The sequence below is a fragment of the Allobosea sp. GW822-FHT05A11 genome (assembly GCF_058800455.1).
In genome coordinates, this window is record NZ_JBXAMI010000003.1 from 756,975 (window position 1) to 777,437 (window position 20,463).

The 20,463-nt window shown below is 67.5% G+C and carries 17 protein-coding genes; 15 read left to right on the plus strand and 2 right to left on the minus strand.

The window, feature by feature from the left end:
• The first annotated feature begins 56 nt into the window (after positions 1 to 56).
• Genes AC1RLU_RS13180 through AC1RLU_RS13190 form a run of 3 tightly spaced genes read left to right on the plus strand, consistent with a single transcriptional unit; the run spans position 57 to position 3,483 of the window.
• Entirely contained in the window at positions 57 to 932 is an 876-nt protein-coding gene (locus AC1RLU_RS13180) for a branched-chain amino acid ABC transporter permease (RefSeq protein WP_061968432.1), read from the plus strand.
• A 5-nt stretch (positions 933 to 937) separates the two neighbouring features.
• Positions 938 to 2,788 (plus strand): branched-chain amino acid ABC transporter ATP-binding protein/permease, encoded by a 1,851-nt coding sequence (locus AC1RLU_RS13185; RefSeq protein WP_492796046.1) that lies wholly within the window; start codon positions 938 to 940, stop codon positions 2,786 to 2,788.
• Complete coding sequence (locus AC1RLU_RS13190; RefSeq protein WP_492796048.1) at positions 2,785 to 3,483, plus strand: ABC transporter ATP-binding protein; 699 nt, start codon at positions 2,785 to 2,787, stop codon at positions 3,481 to 3,483. The genes AC1RLU_RS13185 and AC1RLU_RS13190 overlap by 4 nt, the downstream gene beginning before the upstream one ends.
• 152 nt (positions 3,484 to 3,635) lie before the next feature.
• Here AC1RLU_RS13190 and AC1RLU_RS13195 read toward each other — a convergent pair whose 3' ends face one another.
• Entirely contained in the window at positions 3,636 to 4,553 is a 918-nt protein-coding gene (locus tag AC1RLU_RS13195; RefSeq protein ID WP_200959644.1) for a LysR substrate-binding domain-containing protein, read from the minus strand.
• 121 nt (positions 4,554 to 4,674) lie between these two features.
• Between AC1RLU_RS13195 and AC1RLU_RS13200 the strand changes: the two genes are divergently transcribed.
• The 8 genes from AC1RLU_RS13200 (at position 4,675) to AC1RLU_RS13235 (ending at position 14,498) form a co-directional block, all read left to right on the plus strand.
• Positions 4,675 to 5,871 carry a pyridoxal-phosphate dependent enzyme gene (locus tag AC1RLU_RS13200; protein WP_492796049.1) on the plus strand — a complete coding sequence of 399 codons (1,197 nt, stop codon included), beginning with the start codon at positions 4,675 to 4,677 and terminating at the stop codon, positions 5,869 to 5,871.
• Positions 5,868 to 6,710 carry a transporter substrate-binding domain-containing protein gene (locus AC1RLU_RS13205; RefSeq protein WP_492796051.1) on the plus strand — a complete coding sequence of 281 codons (843 nt, stop codon included), beginning with the start codon at positions 5,868 to 5,870 and terminating at the stop codon, positions 6,708 to 6,710. Before AC1RLU_RS13200 ends, AC1RLU_RS13205 begins: the two co-directional genes overlap by 4 nt.
• 71 nt (positions 6,711 to 6,781) lie before the next feature.
• Entirely contained in the window at positions 6,782 to 7,444 is a 663-nt protein-coding gene (locus AC1RLU_RS13210; RefSeq protein WP_061968440.1) for an amino acid ABC transporter permease, read from the plus strand.
• 10 nt (positions 7,445 to 7,454) lie between these two features.
• Positions 7,455 to 8,171: an amino acid ABC transporter permease gene (locus AC1RLU_RS13215; protein ID WP_492796053.1), complete on the plus strand. Its 717-nt coding sequence runs from the start codon at positions 7,455 to 7,457 to the stop codon at positions 8,169 to 8,171.
• A 37-nt stretch (positions 8,172 to 8,208) separates the two neighbouring features.
• Positions 8,209 to 9,708, plus strand: coding sequence for an argininosuccinate lyase (gene argH, locus AC1RLU_RS13220; RefSeq protein WP_492796054.1), 1,500 nt, complete (start codon positions 8,209 to 8,211; stop codon positions 9,706 to 9,708).
• Positions 9,705 to 10,469, plus strand: a complete 765-nt coding sequence (locus tag AC1RLU_RS13225; RefSeq protein WP_492796055.1) for an amino acid ABC transporter ATP-binding protein — start codon at positions 9,705 to 9,707, stop codon at positions 10,467 to 10,469. The genes argH and AC1RLU_RS13225 overlap by 4 nt, the downstream gene beginning before the upstream one ends.
• Positions 10,462 to 11,787, plus strand: coding sequence for an NAD(P)/FAD-dependent oxidoreductase (locus AC1RLU_RS13230; protein WP_113584728.1), 1,326 nt, complete (start codon positions 10,462 to 10,464; stop codon positions 11,785 to 11,787). The genes AC1RLU_RS13225 and AC1RLU_RS13230 overlap by 8 nt, the downstream gene beginning before the upstream one ends.
• Positions 11,788 to 11,936: 149 nt before the next feature.
• Entirely contained in the window at positions 11,937 to 14,498 is a 2,562-nt protein-coding gene (locus AC1RLU_RS13235) for a bifunctional acetate--CoA ligase family protein/GNAT family N-acetyltransferase (protein ID WP_492796057.1), read from the plus strand.
• Between the two features lie 33 nt (positions 14,499 to 14,531).
• Here AC1RLU_RS13235 and AC1RLU_RS13240 read toward each other — a convergent pair whose 3' ends face one another.
• The gene (locus AC1RLU_RS13240) at positions 14,532 to 15,284 is read right to left on the minus strand and encodes an IclR family transcriptional regulator (protein ID WP_061968452.1); all 753 of its coding nucleotides are present in this window, start codon (positions 15,282 to 15,284) and stop codon (positions 14,532 to 14,534) included.
• A gap of 192 nt (positions 15,285 to 15,476) precedes the next feature.
• Here AC1RLU_RS13240 and AC1RLU_RS13245 point away from each other — a divergent pair, with 192 nt between their 5' ends.
• Genes AC1RLU_RS13245 through AC1RLU_RS13260 form a run of 4 tightly spaced genes read left to right on the plus strand, consistent with a single transcriptional unit; the run spans position 15,477 to position 20,461 of the window.
• Positions 15,477 to 16,418 carry an ABC transporter permease gene (locus AC1RLU_RS13245; RefSeq protein ID WP_061968454.1) on the plus strand — a complete coding sequence of 314 codons (942 nt, stop codon included), beginning with the start codon at positions 15,477 to 15,479 and terminating at the stop codon, positions 16,416 to 16,418.
• Positions 16,415 to 17,296: an ABC transporter permease gene (locus tag AC1RLU_RS13250; RefSeq protein WP_492796059.1), complete on the plus strand. Its 882-nt coding sequence runs from the start codon at positions 16,415 to 16,417 to the stop codon at positions 17,294 to 17,296. Before AC1RLU_RS13245 ends, AC1RLU_RS13250 begins: the two co-directional genes overlap by 4 nt.
• A complete protein-coding gene (locus AC1RLU_RS13255; protein WP_492796060.1) occupies positions 17,296 to 19,083 on the plus strand; it encodes an ABC transporter ATP-binding protein in 1,788 nt (595 codons plus the stop codon). The genes AC1RLU_RS13250 and AC1RLU_RS13255 overlap by 1 nt, the downstream gene beginning before the upstream one ends.
• A 25-nt stretch (positions 19,084 to 19,108) precedes the next feature.
• The gene (locus tag AC1RLU_RS13260; protein ID WP_492796061.1) at positions 19,109 to 20,461 is read left to right on the plus strand and encodes an MmgE/PrpD family protein; all 1,353 of its coding nucleotides are present in this window, start codon (positions 19,109 to 19,111) and stop codon (positions 20,459 to 20,461) included.
• Positions 20,462 to 20,463 lie beyond the last annotated feature (2 nt).

Sequence of the window (20,463 nt, forward strand, 5' to 3'; positions counted from 1 at the left end):
CGCAGAAGCCGGCGCGAGGCCGGACTCTACCCGCGTTCAGGCAAACGGATAGCATCGTGGTCAACTGGGCGAACTTCATCTCGCAATGCTTCAACGGGCTCGTGCTCGGCGCGCTGCTCGCGCTGATCTCGTCCGGCCTGACGATCATCTACGGCACGCTCGGCGTGCTGAATCTCGCGCATGGCGCGATGTTCATGCTCGGCGGCTATGCCGGCTGGGTCGCCTACACCTATAGCGGCTCGTTCCTGGTCGCGGTGGCGGCAGGCTCGCTCTTCGTGATGCTGGTCGGCATCGTGGTCGAGCGGCTCATCATCCGGCATTTCTACACCCGCCCGCATGAGGACCAGCTCCTCGTCACCTTCGGCCTCAGCATCGTGTTCGTCGAGGCGGTCCGGTTCTTCTTCGGCAGCCTGTCGAAGATGGTGCCGCCGCCGGGCCCGCTGGTCGGCATCACGCCGCTCGGCTTCATGATGTATCCGACCTACCGGCTCGCCCTGCTCGGCATCGTCGCCGTCGCGCTGCTGGCGCTCTATTTCGTACTCTACCGCACCCGGATCGGCATGATCGTGCGCGCCGGCATCGAGGATTCGGTGATGGTCGATTCGCTCGGCATCGACGTCTACAAGATCTTCATGCTGGTGTTCGGCATCGGCGCCATGGCGGCGGGCTTCGCCGGCATCGTCAATGCGCCGGTGGTCTCGATCGCGCCGGATGTCGGCGAGGCGATCCTGGTGCAGACATTCGTCGTGGTGGTGATCGGCGGCGTCGGCTCCTTCCCCGGCGCGATCCTCGGCGGCCTGATCGCCGGCCAGATCATCTCCATCACCTCCATGTTCAACCCCGGCTACGCCTATATCATGCTGTTCGTGGCGATGACGCTCGTCCTGGTGCTGAGGCCCTACGGGCTGCTCGGCGCAGCCGGCCGCGAGTGACGCCGATGCGCAGCCAACGCCCCTTCCTCGTCGAGACCATTACTGCGATCGCGCTGATCCTGGCGCCGTTCGTGCTGCCCCATCTCGGCTTCACGCCGAACACCATCAACCGCATCCTGGTCTGGGGCCTGTTCGGCCTCGGCTTCGATATCCTGTTCGGCTATACCGGCCTCCTCTCGTTCGGCCAGTCGGCCTTCTTCGGCACCGGCGGCATGTTCGCAGCCTATCTGCTGACGGAAGCCGGCTTCGGCTATGTGATGGCCGCCGTCTTCCTCGGCACGGTCGTGGCCGCGATCGTCGGCTATCTGATCGGCCTGATCGCGTTGCGCCGCACGGGCATCTATTTCGCGATGATCACGGTCGCGATCGCAGAGGTGTTCTTCTTCGTCGAGTTCAATCCGCTTTCCGCCTTCACGGGCGGCGAGAACGGCCTGCCGGGCGTGCCGAGGCCCAGCATCTTCCTCGGCTTCACGACGCTGGAATTCAACACCGATTTCCAGGTCTACGGGTTCCTGGCATTCTGGTATTTCGTCGGCCTCGTCATCGCGCTGCGCATCGTGCGCTCGCCGGTCGGCGCGATCCTCTCCGCGATCCGCGACAATCCGCAGCGCGCCGCCGCGCTCGGCCACGACATCCACAGCTACAAGCTGACCGCCTTCGTCGTGGCGGCGGCCTATGCCGGCTTTGCCGGCGGCATGCTTGGCCTGATGCAAGGGTTCATGCCGCCGGATGCCTTCATGTTCGAGACCTCCGGCCAGCTCGTGATGCAGACGGCGATCGGCGGCGCCGGCACCTTGTTCGGCCCGCTGGTCGGGGTGGCGGTCTGGCTCTATCTCAGCGACTTCTTCCAGAACACGCTGCATCTGGGCGCCACCTGGAAGCTCGTCCTCGGCATCGTGTTCGTGCTGCTGGTCTGCTTCCTGCGCCACGGCATCGTCGGGGCCGTGATCGATCTCTACCGTCTCGTCGCCGGCCGGCGGGCGGAGGCGGCTCCCGGGGCAGGCGTCGTCCCTCCCGCGAGCGTGCCCGCCACCGCTCCGACTGTCGCGATGATGCCGGCCCGCCGCCGCAACACCGACCGCTCCTCCGGCCCCATCCTCCAGGCCACCGGCCTGACCAAGCGCTATGGCGGCGTGGTCGCCAACAGCGACATCGACTTCACCGTCAACCACGGCGAGCTGCGCGGCATCATCGGCCCGAACGGCGCCGGCAAGTCGACCTTCTTCAAGATGCTGACCTGCGAGGTGCCTCCGAGCTCCGGCCAGATCCTGTTCGAGGGCAAGGACATCACCGGAATGGGCGTGGCCGATGTCTGCCAGCTCGGCCTCACCAAAAGCTACCAGATCAACCAGCTCTTCAACCGGCTCACCGTCCGCGAGAACCTGATGATCGCCGCGCTCGCCGAAACCCGCGGCAAATTCAAGCTCGACCTGTTCAGCAATCCCAGGAACAGCCCCGAGCTGACCGAGCAGGTCGACCATGCGATGGCGCTGGTCAATCTCGCCAGCCGGGGCGATGCCCAGGTGTCCGAACTGGCCTATGGCGAGAAGCGGCGGCTCGAGATCGGGCTGGCGCTCGCCACCTCGCCGTCGCTGCTGCTGCTCGACGAGCCGCTTGCCGGCATGAGCCCGGCCGAGCGCATCGAGACGGTCAAGCTGCTCAAGTCGATCAGCCGGGGGCGTACGATGATCGTGATCGACCACGACATGGACGCGCTGTTCGAGCTCGCCGAGCGCGTCACCGTGCTCCAGGAGGGGCGCGTGCTGGTCGAAGGCACACCCGACGAAATCAAGGGAAACACCAAGGTGCAGGAAGCCTATCTGGGCGGCGTGCACGACGTGTTGGCGGCCCAATGAGCATGCTCGACGTCACCGGCCTGAATGCCCATTACGGCGACAGCCACATCCTGTTCGATGTCGCGCTGCGCGTCGATCGCAACGAGCTCGTCGCGCTGCTCGGCCGCAACGGCGCCGGCAAGAGTACGATGCTGAAAAGCCTGATGGGCGTGGTGAAGCCGACCAGCGGCTCGATCCTGTTCGACGGGGAGCAGATCGCCGGCCGCAAGAGCCACACGATCGCCCGCGCCGGCATGCAGCTCGTGCACGAGGACCGTCGCATCTTCGGCAGTCTGAATGTCGAGGAGAACCTGGTGCTGGCCGGTCTGACGGCGAAGGGCCGCTGGCCGCTCGATCGCGTCTACGAGATATTTCCGCGCCTGAAGGAGAGGCGCACGAGCCGGGGCACCTATCTTTCCGGCGGCGAGCAGCAGATGCTTGCGATCGGGCGGGCGCTGGTGCGCGACCCCAAGATCATCCTGCTCGACGAGCCGTTCGAAGGGCTGGCACCGGTGATCGTGCAGGACCTCGTCAGGACCTGCCGCGAGCTTGCGATGGCCGGCCAGACGATCATTCTGGTCGAGCAGAACATCGCCGCCGCGCTGACCCTGGCGACGCGCGCCTACATCATCAATAACGGCCATATCGCCCATGAAGGCCCGACCGGCGAGATTCGGGCCCAACCCGAACTCCTGCAGCGGTATCTGGGGGTCTAGGACACCGGACTGAATACGGTATTCAGTCCGGTGTCCTAGGCTTTTGATTTGCATCGGCATTTTCCGAAAACCGCGTTCCACTTTTCGGGCCGATGCTCTAGGCGTCTTGCCCGGCCATCGCGCCTGACGCGCGACAGGCAAGTGCGGTCTCCTCACATCGGCCCGTTCGGGGGCGGTTCGCCACGATGCGCGGACGTCGTCTCGTATCCGGCGAGCTCTTCGCGCACGACGGCAAGAAAGCCATCGACGAGAGGATCGGCGCGGTAGTGGCTCGGGAACATCGCGTGGCCGTGGAACATGACCTCCGGCTTGAACGGGCGGAAGGCGATGCCGCTGCGCCGGTAATCGTCGGCGGCAATCGGATTGACGATGCCGATGCCGAGCCCTTGCTCGACAAGCGCGCAGATGGCGGCGCTGAAGGGCGTCTCGATCGCGAGATGGCGGCGCACGCCCGCATCCTGGAAGATGCGATCGACACGTGCCCGCGCACCGTCCTCCAGCGAGAGCGAGATGAAGGCCTCGCCTTCGAGATCCTTGGCCGTGATGCGATCGCGCTTTGCAAGCCGGTGCCCCGGCGGGAGCGCGCAGACGCCGGGGATCATGTAGAGTGGACGATGCTCGACCAGGGGAATGTCGATCACGTTCGCGATGAAGCCGATGTCGCAATAGGACGACGACATCCAGCGCGTCACCGTGCCGTCATGGCCCATCTGCAAGGAGACGCTGACCTGCGGAAAGCGCTCCTTGAAGCGCCGGATGCAGCGGGGGACGAAGCCCAGCGCCATCACCGGCATCGCAGCGATGCGCAGGCGCCCGGTCCCGAAGTTGCGGATGTCGCGCGCGGCGTAGGAGAGGGTCTCCAGTCCGATATAGCTGCGTTCGACCTCGCGATAGAAGGCAAGGCCCTCCTGGCTCGGTCGAATCCGCCCCGCTTTTCGCTCGAACAGCTTAAGTCCGATCTCGGCCTCCAGCTCGGCGATCAGCCGGCTGATACTGGGTTGCGAGGTCCGCAATTCCTGCGCGGCCGCCGTCATCGAGCCGCGCAGGATAATGGTTCGGAACGCGTCCACCTGCCTCAAATTCATAGGTCTGCTCATATCAGGAGTGAATAGAAGAGCCAAAAACTGAGATTTGACCAGATAGATGGCCGCGGCAATACTTTTGGCCATGTCAACGCGCCCAAACACCGCTGTGACGTCCCGCCTCACCGGCATGGTCTGCCTGCGCTGCGCAGAGCCCTGGCCGGTTGCGGATTACGAGTCCGGGTGTCCGCGCTGCGCGACCGAGGGGCATGCATCCAATCTGCGCCTGACCTACGCGCCCGGCGAGCGCGGCGTCTCGCTCCCCTACCCTGACGCGCCATGCCTGGGCGAAGGCGCGACGCCGCTGGTCGAGCTGCCTGAGCTGGCGCGCGCGCTGAAGCTCGGCAGGCTGTCCGCCAAGATCGAATGGTGCAATCCGACCGGATCTCACAAGGACCGGATGAGCGCGCAATTGATCGCGCGGGCTCTCGATCGCGGCGCCCCGCGCGTCGTGGCGGCATCGAGCGGCAATGGCGGCCTCTCGGTGGCAGCCTATGCGGCGCGCGCAGGGCTCGCCGCGGAGATCGCAACGACCGATGCCCTGCCGCCGGTTTACCGCAGTGCCATCACCGCACATGGCGCGAGCATCGCCAGCTTTGCCGGCAGCATGGCGCGCTGGCAGCATCTCGCGAAACGCGTCGGGCAAGGAGCCTTCGCGGCGACGAACTACAAGGTGCCGGCCATCGGCACCAACCCGTTCGGCATCGAAGGCTACAAGACGATCGCGGCCGAGCTCGCGTCGGAGACGATGCCCGATCTCGTCGTCGTGCCCTGTTCGCGCGGGGACCTCCTGTCCGGCATCCGCCTCGGCTTCGAGGAGATCGGCGCAGGCTTGCCGATGCTGGTCGCAGCCGAGCCCTTCGCGCGCCTCGAGCGGGTGCTCGCCGGCGCCGATTATCGCGAGCAGTTCGCGAGCGATACCGCCCAGGCTTCGATCGCCGGCAGCACGGTGACATGGCAGGCCGTCGCGGCCCTGCGCGCCAGCGCCGGCCGTGCCGTTTCTGTCGATGATGGCGCGGCGCGGGCGGCACAGCGTCGTCTCGCAGCCTGCGGCCTCCATGCCGAGCTGTCCGCGGCCTCCGCCTTGGCTGCGCTCGCCGCCATCGCCGCGGATGGTGGGCTCGCCGGCCGCCACGCCGTGATCGTGCTCACGGGAGCAGGCTCCCGTGATCCCGGCGACACCGACCTGGCCGCAAGGCCCTGGAACGAAGCTGCCTCCGAAGAGGCGCTCGCGCAGCCGGCAACGACCGGCGCCTTACCACAGAGAACCGAGCCATCGGTCCAACAGAAGAGGGAAAACGGATGACCACCTATGTCTCGCACCTGTCGGCGCTCTCGGCTGCCGCAGCCGCCGTCTTCACGCTCTCGGTCGGCGCTCAGGCCCAGGGCCTGCCCCCGCTGCCGGAAGCGATCAAATCCGCAGGCATCCTGAAGGCCGGCGTGCGCTGCGACCAGCCGCCCTATGGCTACAAGGACGAAACCGGCAAGTTTGCCGGCGTCGAGACCGACATGGCGATCCAGATCGCCGCCTGGGCCTTCGGCTCGCCGGACAAGATCGAGCTGACCTGCGTGACGGCCGAGAACCGCATCCCGCAGCTGGCCGGCAAGAAGGTCGACATCCTGATCGCGACGCTCGGCGTCACGCCCGAGCGCGCCCGCGTGGTCGATTTCTCCAAGCCTTATCGCTGGGGCGGCTCGGACATGCTCGTCGCCAAGGACAGCCCGATCAAGAAGCTCGACGATGTCGCCGGCAAGACCGTGATCATGCTCAAGGGCTCGACCCAGGCGAAATGGTTCGAGGACAACATGCCCAAGCTCGAGAGCATGCGGCTGAACACGGCGTCCGATGCGCTGCAGGCGCTCAAGCAGGGCCGCGGCGACGCCTATACTCACGATGCCGCGACGCTCGTCGTCATCGCCGCCAAGGACCCGAGCCTGCGCCTCGTCGGCGAGTCCTTCGCGGTCTCGGACGCTGCCGTCGGCGTGCGCAAGAACGAACCCGAATGGCTCGCCTATGTCGATGCAGCCCTCGATCGCATGAAGGCCGAGGGCCTCTACGCGAAATGGGTCGAGAAGTGGATTCCGGCCGAGATCAGGCCCTTCTACGTCGACGCCTTCACCAAGCCGAAGCCGACCGCGCGCTGAGCGAAAGGCAAGCGCCGGGAGCGGTCTGAGCTCCCGGCAACCCGATACCTGGCAGCGGAGGAGCGCGTGCCATGGAATTCGACGTCGCCTATCTCAACGCGCAGTGGCCCGCGCTGATGCGCGGCCTGTGGCTGACGGTACAGGTCAGCGCGCTCTCGATCGTGCTCTCCATCCTTGTCGGCGTGCTCGGCGCGGCGGCGCGCGTGCTGCAGGTTCCGGTGCTCGGCAAGCTCGTCGTCGGCTATGTCGAGTTCATCCGCAACACGCCGCTGCTCGCCCAGCTCTTCTTCATCTTCTACGGCCTGCCGGGACTGGGCCTCAGGCTCTCGCTGTTCTGGTCGGGCGTGCTCTGCCTCACGGTCTGGGCCGGAGCCTACCAGATCGAGAATGTCCGTGGCGGGCTTGAAACCGTGGGCAAGGGGCTGCGCGAGGCCGCCTTCTCGCTGGGCTTGTCGCCCTGGCGCTTCTTCCGGCTCGTCGCCGCGCCGATGGCGATCCGCGTCGGCCTGCCGTCGATGCTGAACACCTCGATCTCGCTGCTGAAGAACTCCTCCTATCTGCAGGCGATCGGCCTTGCCGAGCTGACCTATGTCGCGATCGACCGGATCTCGATGGACTTCCGCACCATCGAGATGTTCGCCGCGATCTGCGTGATCTACCTCCTGCTGGTCCTCACCCTCTCCTTCTTCGCGAGCCGGCTGGAATACCGGCTCAACGCCCCGTTCAGGCTTTGAGGGGGGCGAGATGGACCTGCTGATCCGCAACCTCCCCTTCATCCTGCAAGGCCTTGCCATGACGCTGGGCCTGGCGCTGGCGACGCTGTTCTTCGCGACGATCATCTCCTTCCTGCTCGGCACGCTGGCGACGCTGCGCTTCGGCTGGCTGCGCGTGCTGGTGAAGGTCTATGTCGAGCTTTTCCGCGACATCCCGCTGGTCGTGAACATCTTCTTCGTGTTCTTCGTGGCACCGCTGTTCGGGCTGGAGCTCTCGCCCTTCGCTGCGGTCACGGTGGGGCTTTCGGTCTGGGGCAGCGCCAATGGCATCGAGATCGTCCGCGGCGGCTTCAATGCGGTCCCGCGGCATCAATGGCAGAGCGCTGCCGCGCTCGGGCTGAAGACCTGGGAAATCTATCTCTTCATCACCGGTCCACAGGCGCTGCGCGCGATCCTTCCGCCCTTCGTCGGGCTGCTCACACTGCTCGTGCAGGCGACGTCGCTCGGTGCGCTCGTTGGGGTCAACGAGTTCTTCAAGGTCGGCCAGATCATCGTCGAGCGCACCACGATGATGGAGGGCTGGAATCCGGCCTTCACGGTCTATGCCGCGGTGCTCCTCACCTACTTCGTCATCTGCTCGACGCTGAGCTGGTTCGGCCGCTGGCTGGAGCGCCGGCTGAAGAGCGACCGCCCGCAAGCCCGGCCGGAGGCGATCTCCCCGGCCGAGCCGGCAACGCAATTGCCCTGATCCTTCGCAAACTCACCTGCATACCGGGAAAGCCGCCATGGAATCGAAAGTCAGCCGCCGCCTGACCGAAAAGGTCGCCGAAGAAGTCTGCGAGCACATCTATGCGCCGCGACTTGCACGGGATTTCCGCACGGTCTTCGACCATATGAGCGACCTCAACCAGGCGCATGTGCTGATGCTTGCCCGTTGCGGGCTGATCTCCCCGCAGGCCGCCAAAGCGCTCGCCGGCGGGCTCCTGCGCATGGAGGAGGAAGGGCCCGAGGTCGTCGAGCTCGACCCGCAGCGCGAGGATGCGTACTTCAATTTCGAAGCCCATCTGATCAAGCTGATCGGCACCGAGGCCGGCGGGCGGATGCATATCGCCCGCAGCCGCAATGACCTGACGGCCGCGATCGACCGGCTGCGGGCCCGCGACCTGCTGCTCGATGCGAGCCAGGCGCTTCTCTCGGTCGAGGAGCATGCGCTCGACGGCGCCTTCCGCTTCCGGGACGTGGTGATGCCCGGCTACACCCATCTCCAGCCGGCGCAGCCCATCACCTACGGCTTCTATCTCGCCGGCGTCGCGCAATCGCTCGAGCGCGACCATGGCCGGCTCGCGGATGCCTGGGCGCGCACCAATATCAGTCCGCTCGGAGCAGGCGCGCTTGCCGGGACGACCTTCGCGATCGACCGCGAGGCGGTGGCGCGTTCACTCGGTTTCGAGGGGCTGGTGGAAAATGCCCTGGATGCCGTCGCGACCCGGGATTTCGGATTGGAGATCCTGTCGGCGCTCACCCAGATCGCATTGGGCTGGAGCCGCGTGGCGCAGGACTATCATGTGATGGTCTCGCATGAATTCCAGACGATCGAGTTCCCCGACCGCGTCACCGGGACCTCGAGCATCATGCCGCAGAAAAAGAACCCGGTGGTGCTCGAACACCTCAAGGGCAAGGCCGGCCATCTGCTGGGCCTCTATGTCGCGTCCGCGACGGCGGTGAAAGCGACGCATTTCACCAACACCATCGACGGCAATCGCGAGGGCATGCGCGGTGTCTGGGAAGCGGGCGAGGAGACGCTGCGCTGCCTCTCGCTGTTCGACCTCATCATCGCGACGGCCCGGCCGAACGCCGCGCTGATGAAGCGACGCGTCACCGAGGATTTCGCCTCCGCGACCGATCTCGCCGACCTGATGGTCCGGGAAGCCGATCTCTCGTTCCGCGAGGCGCATCATGTCGTGGGCGGGGTCGTCCGCGCGGCGATGGATGCCGGCCTGGCGGCTGACGGCATCACCTCCGGGATGGTGGACGCGGCAGCCCAGGAGCAGCTCGGCCGGCCGCTCGGCCTGCCGGCGGACCATGTCCGCGAAAGCCTCGACCCGGCGGCAAGCGTCGCCGCGCGCCTCGTCCCCGGCGGACCGGCACCGGACAGGGTCGCGGAGGCGGTGGAGGCAGCGCAGGCGCGGCTCGAAAATCGCCGCGGCATTCTCGCACGCAAGCGCAGTGACCTGAAGGATGCGCGGGAAGCGCTGAAACGCGCGATGCGGGAACTCGCCGCATGAGCGCCTCCCCGCTGATCAGCCTGCGCGGCATCGCCAAGCGCTTCGGCGCGCATCAGGCGCTGCACGGCATCGACCTCGATGTCGAGGCCGGGAGCGTCGTGGTGCTGATCGGGCCGAGCGGCTCCGGCAAGAGCACGCTGATCCGCTGCATCAACGGCCTCGTCAGGCCGGACGAAGGCACGCTCCGCATCGCCGGAAGCCCGGTCGACATCCACCATGAGCGCGCCTGGCAGCAGATGCGGACCGAGGTCGGCATGGTCTTCCAGGACTACGCCCTGTTCCCGCACCTGACTGTCCTGCGCAACATGACGATCACGCCGGAGCGCCGCCGCGGCGTTCCGCGCGCCAAGGCCGAGGAGGAAGCACGCGCGCTGCTGACGCGCGTCGGCCTCGCCCACAAGGCGCAGGACTATCCGTCCGCCCTGTCGGGCGGGCAGCAGCAGCGCGTCGCCATCGTCCGCGCGCTTGCCATGCGGCCGAAGGCGATCCTCTTCGACGAGCCGACATCCGCACTCGATCCCGAGACGATCGGCAGCGTCCTCGACGTGATGAAGGACCTCGCCCGCGAGGGCACGACCATGGTCGTGGTCACCCACGAGATGGGCTTTGCCCGCGAGGTCGCCGATCGCGTCGTGTTCATGGCCGAGGGACGGATCGTCGAGGAGGCGCCGCCGGGCGCCTTCTTCGACGCACCCCGCCACGAACGCACCCGCGCCTTCCTGTCCAGCATCAGATCCTTCGGAGAGGCCGCCCATGCCTGAGCCTGCCGGCGTGCTGGCGCCGAACTTCACCACCGATCCCTATTGGTGGGACGCAGCCCCGCCCGAAACCGCGCGCGACCCGTTGCCGGAGGAGACCGATGTCCTGGTCGTCGGCTCCGGCTATTGCGGGCTCTCGGCGGCGGCCGAGCTTGCGCGCAACGGCGTCGACGTCACCGTCGTCGATGCGGAGGAGCTCGGCGCCGGTGCCTCGACGCGCTCGGGCGGCATGGTCTCGAGCGGTCAGAAGCTGGTGATCGGCGGCGCGATCAAGGGCGTCGACGCCGCCCGCATGGAGCGGCTCCTGGAGGATTCGCTGTCCTCCTACGAGCATCTCAAGTCCCTGATCCACGAGAAGGAACTCGATGCCGATCTCGGCGTCTTCGGCCGCTATTTCGGCGCCCATGTCCCCCGTCACTACGACCGGCTGCGCCGCCATGGCGAATTGCTGGCAAGGCATACCGGCGTCACCGTCCACGAGATTCCGAAGTCACGGCAGCACGAGGTGACGAAGACGGATTTCTACCATGGCGGCATCGTCATCGACGACTATGGCGGCCTCCACCCGGCGAAGTACCATCGCGCCCTGCGTCGCCTCGCGCAGGCCAATGGCGCCAGGCTGCGCTCGCATGCGCCAGTCCTCGGAGTCGACCCCGTCGCCGATGGTTTTCACGCGGTACGGACCGGCCGCGGGATCGTTCGCGCCCGCCACGTCTTCTTCGGCACCAACGGCTACACCGACAAGGCGAGCGGCTTCCTGCACAAGCGCATCGTCGGCGTGCGCAGCTACCAGATCGCGACCGAACCGCTGCCGCCGGAGCTGATGGCCGAGATCAATCCCGGCCGGCGCATGATCACCGATTCCAAGCGCGAACTGATCTATACGCGCCCGTCGCCGGACGGCACGCGCATCCTGTTCGGCAGCCGGCCGGGCCTGTTCACCCTGCCGGAACGCGAGGCCGCGCCGCGCCTCCACGCCATGATGCTGAAGGTCTGGCCGCAACTTGCGGGCTACAAGGTCACCCATTGCTGGAGCGGCAAGGTCGGCATGAGCGCCGACAAGATCGCGCATATGGGCAAGCTCGGCGGTATCGATTTCGCCGTTGGCTGCAATGGCAACGGTGTCGCGCTGATGACCTATCTCGGCCACCAGTCAGCCCTCAAGCTACTCGGGAAGCAGAACCGCAAGAGCGCCTTCGACGACCCGGCCTTCCCGGAGATTCCGGTGCCGCTCTATGATGGCCGGCCGTGGTTCCTGCCGATCGTCAGCGGGTGGTATCATCTCCAGGATGCGATCGATCGCCGTCTGGCACGGCTCTGAGGGGGTGATTGCGAACAAGGATTGTGGCCCCGGCGGCAGTCCGTTCGTCATCGCCTGAAAGGCTCGTGGAACGCGTTCGCAGAAGACGTCTGGCTTGACGGCCGGGAATCGCGTCTGCTGGTCTTCCCGCGAACGGAAACCGCCGACCGATGACGCTCGCCCTGCTCAGACGCGCGCTTGAACCCCGGACGGTCACGGCGATCGCCGGCTCTCCCGAAACGGATGTGCTGGTGGCGCAGATCCGCGCGGAGCCGTATCGCGGCGAACTCACCGTGCTTTCCGATCCGAGCGCTCTGCCGGCGCTGCCGCCCTGCGATCTCCTCATCGCTCCCGTCGCGATTGCGGAGCAGGTGCTGGCTGCCGCAGCGGGCCGCGGTTGTGCCGGGCTTCTCGTGCCCGATGGTGCAGCCGCCGATTGCGATCGCCTCCGAAGCGCGGCACGGGCCGCGGGCTTGCGCCTGCTCGGGCCGTCGTCGCTCGGTCTCGCCGCGCCGCGTCTCGGCTTCAACGCGACCGCTGTCCCGGTGCATCTGGCTGCGGGTTCGCTTGCCCTCGTCGCGCAGTCCAATTCCGTGGCGGCCGGTATCATGGCCTGGGCCGCCAGGCGCGGTGTCGGGCTTTCCGGTGCCGTCGTCCTGGGCGAAGGCGCCGATGTCGATATCGCCGATTGCCTCGATCACTTCGGCGCCGACCCGTCGACGCGCACCATCCTGCTGGCGATCGACGACGTCACCGATGCCGTGCGCTTTCTGTCGTCCGCCCGCGCTGCGGCGCGGCTCAAGCCGGTGCTGGTGCTGAAGCCGCCGCGCCGGGAGCCGGCATGGCCGGCCCTGACGCATTCGGCCCTGATCGTGACCAGCGACGCCGCTCATGAGGCCGCCTTCCACCGGGCCGGCCTGCTGCGGGTCAGCGATCTCGATGAGCTCTTCGCGGCGGCCGAGACGCTGGGACGCGCCCGCGCCGCCGATGCCGGCCGGCTGGCGATCGTCAGCAATGGCGACGGGCTGGCGGCGCTCGCCGCAGCGCGATTGCGGCAGGCCGGCGGCGTCGATCGCCTGAACCGGGAGCCGGAGATCGTCCGGACGGCACAGGACTACCGTGAAGCGGTGACACGCCTGCTGGCCGAGAGCGATATCGATGCCGTGCTGGCGCTCAACGCCCCGCTCGCACCGGACGAACCGGCCGATTGCGCCCGCGCCGTGGCCGAGGCCCGCTCGACGTCGCCGGTGCAGAAACCGGTTCTGGCCGTATGGGTCGGGGGCGGCGAGGAGATGGCGGGGATATTCGCAGCTGCCGGCATTCCCTCCTTCGCGACGGAGCAGGACGCGATCCTGGGTTTCCAGCATCTGACCCGCCATGCCCGCCTGCTCAAGGAACTGATGGCGACCCCGCTCGCGCTCGATGAAGGCGATCAGCCCGACATTGCCGCTGCCGCCGCGCTCGTCGACCAGGCGATCGGGCAAGGCCGCAGCTGGCTCGAGCCGGATGAGGTCGCGCAGTTGCTCGCCCTGTTCCGGATTCCGACGCTCGGTCTCGTCATCTCGGCGGATGCCGCAGGAGCCGCTGAGGCTGCCAAGGTGCAGTTCGCGGCCGGACGCACGGTCGCCCTCAAGATCGTCTCGCCGGATATCGCGCATAAATCGGATGTCGGCGGCGTCGAGCTCGACCTTGCCAATGAACAGGCCGTGCGGGAGGCGGCCGGCCGCATGATCATGCGCTTGCGGGAGTTGCGGCCGGAAGCGCGGTTGGCCGGCTTCATGGTGCAGCCGATGGCCCATCGCGCCAAGGCACGCGAGTTGATCGCCGGCTTTGCCGTCGACCCCTGCTTCGGCCCGGTCATCGTCTTCGGGCGCGGCGGCACGGCAGCCGAGCTCATCGCCGATACGCATGTCGCATTGCCGCCGCTGGATCTCGCCTCCGCCGAGAACCTGATCGCCCGGACGCGGGTTTCCCGCATCCTGGCCGCCTATCGCGATGTTCCCGCCGCCGACCGGCGCGCCATCGCCGCTGTCCTGGTGGCGCTGGGAAACATCGCCTCCACCCTTCCGCAAATCCGCGCGATGGACCTCAACCCGATCCTCGCCGATGCCAAAGGCGTCATCACGGTCGACGCGCGCGTCGTGCTGGAGCCGGACCCGGCGCGTCGCCGCCACCCGGCGATCCGGCCCTATCCGGCAAGCTGGACCTTGCAGCTTGCGCTCGGCGAGCGGCGCTTCTTCATCCGCCCGATGAAGCCGGAGGACGAGCTTCCGATCGGCGCGATGCTGGCCCGGGTCACGCCGGAGGACCTGCGATTGCGCTTCTTCGCGCCGCTGAAATCATTCAGCCACGCCTTCCTCGCCCGCCTGACCCAGCTCGACTATGCGCGCGAGATGGCCTTCATCGCCGTCGAGGAAGGCAGCGGGGACGCGGCCGGCGCCGTTCGCCTTCACGCCGATCCCGGCCATGTCGAGGCCGAATATGCGATCCTGCTGCGCTCCGACCTGAAGGGCATCGGGCTCGGCCGCGCGTTGATGGAGCTGATCATCGACTGGGCCAGGGCCGAGCAGCTGGAGCGCGTCCATAGCCAGGTGCTGGCCGAGAACGGACCGATGCTCGCGCTCTGCCGCGATCTGGGTTTCGAGGTCAGGCTCGATCCCGAGGATATTTCGATCAGGCGCGTGACGCTCAACCTCGGCAGCATCGACGGCGAGGCACGGGCCAAACGCTGATCTGCCACCCGTTCCGGCGGCCAACATCACCACTCAAGGCAGGCATTCGCTGAGCGCGCCGATCTGGCTCTCGACCCAGTCGTCCGTCATCATTTCGAGCGGCGCGTTGAAGGAAACGGCCATGTTGACGTCATGGGGGGCCTGGCTGGCCCGCGGCAAGCCGATGCCGCCCTGCCCCGGAAAATAATAGCCCATGTTGAGCGCGTAACCACGGCGCTGTGCGTCGGCAACCTGCCCCAGGATGACATCGCCATCGACATGGCGCCCCGACGGGTGCTTCAGGTAGCGCTCGGCATTCGCCTCGATGATCTGCTGGATCGCGGCGTCCGGCAGCAGCGACATCAAGGCGAGGCTGCCTGCGCCGACGCCCATCGGCACACGGTAGCCCACACCCATCGAGAACTGGCGCCGCGTCGAACGGCTGATCATTTCGGCGCAGACCGCATCGACCCCGGACTGCACGATCAGGTAGACGGTGAAGCCCGTCCGGCGCGCGAATTCGGTCATGCCGGGACGGATCTTCTGCACCTGCGGCTCGAGCCGCTCCTGTCGCCGCGCCAGCATCGGCACGGCCGAGCCGAGGCGGTAATGGCCGTATCGGCCCGTCGGCTCGGCGAAGCCCTTCTGCAAGAGGGCGACGAGGCTGCGATGCGCCGCCGACTTGGCGCAGCCCATGCGCTCGGCGATCTCCGCCAGGCTCAGACCTTCAGGCCCGACCTCGCCGAGCGCCAGGACGATGTCCAGCGCCCGCTCGGCATTCGACGAGGAACTCAGAGGCTTCGTCACGGCAATAATTCCGATTATCAGAACAAATATAACCTTATCATACCGAATACAGGAATTTGTTGACAAGGGCCGGTTTGTCCGTTCCGCTAGGGACGCTGCCGGAGCGTCGAGACGTCTAGGAGCGCTCGCGAACCGGCCGCCAAAGGCAGCCGCCAGCTCCATCGCTGGTCGGACAATGCGGGGGCGAACCGGATGGTGTCATTCCTGGCGAGGCGTCTGGGCTTCGCCGTCGTCACGTTGTTCAGCGTCCTGACGCTGGTCTTCCTGATCGTGCGGATCCTGCCGGGTGATCCCGTCCTGGTGATCCTCGGCGACCAGGCGAGCCCCGCCAGCGTCATCGCGCTGCGCCAGCGGCTAGGCCTCGACCAGCCGCTCCTCGTCCAGTACGGGCGCTTCCTCCTGCAGGCGATCCAGGGCGACCTCGGCACCTCGATGATCTCCGGCCGGCCGGTGACGGAGGAGATTCTCGCCGTCCTGCCCTATACGCTGGAATTGACCATCGCGGCCCTGATCCTGGGCGCCGCGCTCGGCATCCCTGCCGGCGTCTGGGCCGCGGTTCGGCGCAACCGGCTTCCCGACTATGTGCTGCGCCTGCTCTCGTTGCTGGGGCTCTCCCTGCCGGCCTTCGTCGCGGCGATCATCCTGCTGATGGTCTTCGCCATCCAGTTCCGCTGGTTCCCTGTGATCAGCGCCGGCGGCGCCGACACGCTGACCGAGCGGCTGCGGCAAATGGCGCTGCCGACACTGGCGCTCGCGCTGATCATGATGGCCTACATCACCCGCGTGACCCGCTCGGCGATGCTGGAGGTGCTCAGCCAGGATTTCGTCCGCACGGCGCGGGCCAAGGGCGCCTCCGCCTCGGCGGTGATCTGGTCGCACGCACTCGGCAATTGCCTGATCCCGATCACCACCGTCATCGGCCTCTATCTGGGCATCCTGATCGGCAATTCGGTGCTGACCGAGATCGTGTTCTCGCGCCCCGGCCTCGGCAAGCTGATCCTCACAGCGTTGAGCCAGCGCGACTACACGCTGCTGCAGGGGATGATCGTCGTCTACACGCTGATGGTCGTCGTCGTGAACCTGCTGACCGATCTGACCTACGGCTTTCTCGATCCGAGGGTGCAGTACAAATGAGCGAGACTGCAGCGGACACCGCTCGCCCCGCCGCCCGCCAGAGCGCCTTCCGCGGCGTGCTGGGCCGGCTCAACTTTTCGACCTGGGCCGGCATTACGATCGTCGTCCTGCTCGTGCTCGCCGCGATCTTCGCGCCCTATCTCGCGACGCATCCGCCGGCCAAGCAGAGCATCATGGACCAGCTCGCCCCGCCCGGCGGCGGCTACCTGCTCGGCGCCGACCAGTTCGGCCGCGACATCTGGTCGAGGCTGCTCTTCGGCGCGCGCTATTCCCTCGCCATCGGGCTCTTCGCGATCCTGACCGCCCTGGTGATCGGATCGCTGATCGGGATGACCGCGGGCTATCGCGGCGGGCGCACCGACATCCTGCTCATGCAGGTGATGGACGTCATCCTCGCCTTCCCCTCGCTGATCCTGGGCCTGGCGCTCGTCGCCCTGATGGGCGCGACGATGACGAATATCGTCATCGCCATCGCCTTCACCGCGACGCCCGCCTTCGCCCGGATCGCGCGCGCCGCCGTGATCGCCCAGCGTGACCGCGAATACGTCCAGGCCTGCCGCGCCATGGGCTTCTCGGGCGGACGCATCCTGTTTCGCCATATCCTGCCGGCGATCCTGCCGGAGGTGATGGTGATGACCTCGCTCTGGATGGCGACCGCGGTGCGCACCGAAGCCTCGCTCGCGTTCATCGGGCTTGGCCTCGCCCCGCCGACGCCGACCTGGGGCGGCATGGTCCGGGAGGGCTTCGAAAACATCCTGAGCTCGTTCCACCTCGCGCTCTTCCCAAGCCTCGCGATCCTGATCCTGGTGCTCGCCTTCAACCTGATCGGCGACGGCCTGCGCGACGCGATCGATCCCCGCCTGAAGGACGCCTCGTGATGGTCGGCAAGAATACGAGCGACAAGCCAGTCCTGTCGGTCAGCGGCCTGACCATCGCCTTCGGCTCCACCACCGTCGTGCACGATCTCAGCTTCGGGATCGCCGCCGGCGAGACGCTCGCTGTGGTCGGCGAATCCGGCTCGGGCAAGAGCGTGACTTCGCTCGCGATCATGGGCCTGCTGCCCGAGCGGATCGGGCGGGCGAGCGGCTCGGTCAAGCTCGGCGACCGCGATTTGCTGACGCTCGACGAATCCGAGATGCGTAGCGTCCGCGGCGGCCAGATCAGCATGATCTTCCAGGAGCCGATGACCTCGCTGAACCCGGTCCAGCGCATTGGCGACCAGATCGGAGAGGCCATCCGCATCCATCGCGGCCTCAAGGGCACGGAACTGCGCGAGGCCGTGCTCGAGATGCTGCGCAAGGTGCGCATCCCCGACCCCGAGGAGCGCATCGACAACTACCCGCATACCTTCTCCGGTGGCATGCGCCAGCGGGTGATGATCGCGATGGCGCTGGCCTGCAACCCGGCGCTGATCATCGCCGACGAACCGACGACCGCGCTCGACGTCACCGTGCAGGCACAGACGCTGGCGCTGCTCAAGGAACTGCAGCGCGAGACCGGCACGGCGATCCTGTTCATCACCCATGACATGGGCGTGGTGGCGGAGATCGCCGACCATGTCCTCGTCATGCGCCGCGGCCGCGCGATCGAGCAGGGCACGGTCCACGAGGTCTTCTCCAATCCGCGCGATGCCTATACCCGCAGCCTGATCGCAGCGGCGCCGAGCCTTGTCGGCAAGCTCACGGACGGCACAGTCGCCGCGCGCGGCGTCGAGGGCGTTCCCCTCTCCTTCCGCGGCGATGCGCCGGTGCTGGAGGTGCGCGACCTCTCGGTCCGCTTCCCCTCGCGCGGTGGCCTGTTCGGGCGGCTGAAAGGCGAGGTCCATGCGGTCGAGCAGGTCTCCTTCGCCATCGGCAAGGGGGAGACGCTCGGCCTCGTCGGCGAATCCGGCTCGGGCAAATCGACCATCGGCAAGGCGATCATCGATCTCGCGCCGCGTCATTCCGGCGAGATCACCGTCGCCGGCCGCCGGATCGACTATGCCGACCCACGCAGCCTCGCGGGCTTGCGCCGCGACGTGCAGATGATCTTCCAGGACCCGTTCGGCTCGCTCGACACCCGCCAGAGCATCGGCTCGGCGATCATCGAGCCCATGCAGGTCCACGGCATCGCCTCCGGCAAGGAGGCACGCGCCAAGATGGAATGGCTGCTGGAGCGCGTCGGGCTCGATCCGTCGCGCGCCACCAGCCTGCCGCACGAGTTCTCGGGCGGGCAGCGCCAGCGCATCTGCATCGCCCGGGCGCTGGCGATGTCGCCCAAGCTGATCATCGCCGACGAGGCCGTCTCGGCGCTCGACGTCGCGATCAAGGCGCAGATCATCGACCTGATGATCGATCTGCAGAAGGAATTCGAGGTCTCCTATCTCTTCATCAGCCACGACATGGCGGCGGTCGAGCGCATCTGCGACCGCGTCGCGGTGATGTATTTCGGCGAGATCGTCGAGATCGGCGCGCGCGACGACGTGATCGGCCGGCCCGGCCACGGCTATACGCAGCGCCTCCTCTCCGCGATCCCGATCACCCATCCCGATCAACGCGGCGGCCGGCCGCCCCAGCGCGTCGACGCCACGCCGCCGCGCAGCCCGATGAAGCCCGTCGGCTACCGCCCGCCACCGCAGAGCTGGGAGATGATGGCTGAGGGCCATTTCATCCGCCGGGCGAGCTAGTCATCCAGGAGCCGGAACGCGAACCATGCACGCCATCGAGGAACTCGCCGCCTTCGTCGCCGACCACCCTGAGGGCGCCCTGCCGGAGGCAGCACGGGAAAGTGCCTCGCTCCTGGTCGCGGACCTGATCGGGGCCACCGCCGCCGGGCTCGATTCACGGCTCGCCACGGCCGCCCGAGCCGCCGCCGAACAGCTCTACGGCTCCGGCCCGGCCGGCATCTGGCTGACCGGCAGCAAGCTCAGTGTCGCCGGCGCCGCCATGGCCAATGCGGCAGCGGCGAGCGCACTCGATATCGACGACGGCCATCGCGGCGCCGCCGGCCATGCCGGGGCCGGCGTCATCCCGGCCGCCTTCGCCGTCGGCCAGGCGCTCGACGCCTCCGACGCGCGCATCTTCGACGCGATCGCGCTCGGCTACGACGTCGCGCTCCGGGTCGGAACGTCGCGGCCGACGCCGACGATCGAGACCTATAGCAGCGGCCGCTGGGTGAATTACGGCGTCGCCGCCACGGCAGGGCGGCTGCTCGGCCTCGACGCCCCGGCGCTCGCCCATGCCATGGCGATCGCCGGGGCCGAAGGTCCGATCAGCTATCCGATGGGCACCTCGAAATACCAGGGCAGCACGGTGAAGGAGGTCATCCCGCCTGCCGTCGTCGCCGGGTTGACCGGCGCCTACCGGGCGCGGGCCGGCGCCACCGGCCCGCGCGATCTGCTCGACCGCGACGACCGTTTTACCCGCAGCGTGCTGACCGGTGGGCTCGGCGAACGCTGGTGGCTGCAGGACTGCTATCTCAAGCCCTATGCCTGCTGCCGCTACATGCATGCCGCCGTCGATGCCATCCTCGCCTTGCGCGAGCCGGGCAAGCCGATCCTGTCGCTGCGCATCGAGACCTTCCCGCGCGGGCTTGGCCTCGCCAACGAGCGGGCACCGCAGACGCTCGAAGGCGGGCAGTACAGCTATTACTTCAGTTGCGCGCTGGCGGCGATCCACGGCGCCGCCGCCTTGCAGCCGGTCGATCCCGCGCATCTCGGCGATCCGCAGGTGCTCGAACTCGCCGCCCGGATCGAGCTTTCGGCGCATGATGATTTCGCCGCCGCGTTCCCGAAGAGCACGCCCTGCCGTGTGATCATCGACCAGGGCGAGGGTCCGCGCAGCCTGAGCGTGCCCTACCCGCTCGGCGACGTCGCCAATCCGATGAACCGCGCGCAGGTCACCGAGAAATTCCGGCGCATCGGCGCGGCGAGCGTCGCGCCCGACTGGCAGGACGCGATCCTGGCCGGGCTCGACGGTCTCACGCATGCCGGCTTCCGGCCACTTTTCGCCGCGCTCGGCACACAGCCGGCGCGGCTGCGACTGGTTTCAACAGGGGAAGGCTAACA

Excerpts from the sequence above, each read along its gene's own strand:
- argH (WP_492796054.1), top strand. The coding sequence starts at position 8,209 with ATGGAATCGAAAGTCAGCCGCCGCCTGACCGAAAAGGTCGCCGAAGAA.
- AC1RLU_RS13230 (WP_113584728.1), top strand. The coding sequence starts at position 10,462 with ATGCCTGAGCCTGCCGGCGTGCTGGCGCCGAACTTCACCACCGATCCC.
- AC1RLU_RS13190 (WP_492796048.1), top strand. The coding sequence starts at position 2,785 with ATGAGCATGCTCGACGTCACCGGCCTGAATGCCCATTACGGCGACAGC.
- AC1RLU_RS13185 (WP_492796046.1), top strand. The coding sequence starts at position 938 with ATGCGCAGCCAACGCCCCTTCCTCGTCGAGACCATTACTGCGATCGCG.
- AC1RLU_RS13260 (WP_492796061.1), top strand. The coding sequence starts at position 19,109 with ATGCACGCCATCGAGGAACTCGCCGCCTTCGTCGCCGACCACCCTGAG.
- AC1RLU_RS13250 (WP_492796059.1), top strand. The coding sequence starts at position 16,415 with ATGAGCGAGACTGCAGCGGACACCGCTCGCCCCGCCGCCCGCCAGAGC.
- AC1RLU_RS13225 (WP_492796055.1), top strand. The coding sequence starts at position 9,705 with ATGAGCGCCTCCCCGCTGATCAGCCTGCGCGGCATCGCCAAGCGCTTC.
- AC1RLU_RS13235 (WP_492796057.1), top strand. The coding sequence starts at position 11,937 with ATGACGCTCGCCCTGCTCAGACGCGCGCTTGAACCCCGGACGGTCACG.
- AC1RLU_RS13215 (WP_492796053.1), top strand. The coding sequence starts at position 7,455 with ATGGACCTGCTGATCCGCAACCTCCCCTTCATCCTGCAAGGCCTTGCC.
- AC1RLU_RS13205 (WP_492796051.1), top strand. The coding sequence starts at position 5,868 with ATGACCACCTATGTCTCGCACCTGTCGGCGCTCTCGGCTGCCGCAGCC.
- AC1RLU_RS13255 (WP_492796060.1), top strand. The coding sequence starts at position 17,296 with ATGGTCGGCAAGAATACGAGCGACAAGCCAGTCCTGTCGGTCAGCGGC.
- AC1RLU_RS13210 (WP_061968440.1), top strand. The coding sequence starts at position 6,782 with ATGGAATTCGACGTCGCCTATCTCAACGCGCAGTGGCCCGCGCTGATG.
- AC1RLU_RS13245 (WP_061968454.1), top strand. The coding sequence starts at position 15,477 with ATGGTGTCATTCCTGGCGAGGCGTCTGGGCTTCGCCGTCGTCACGTTG.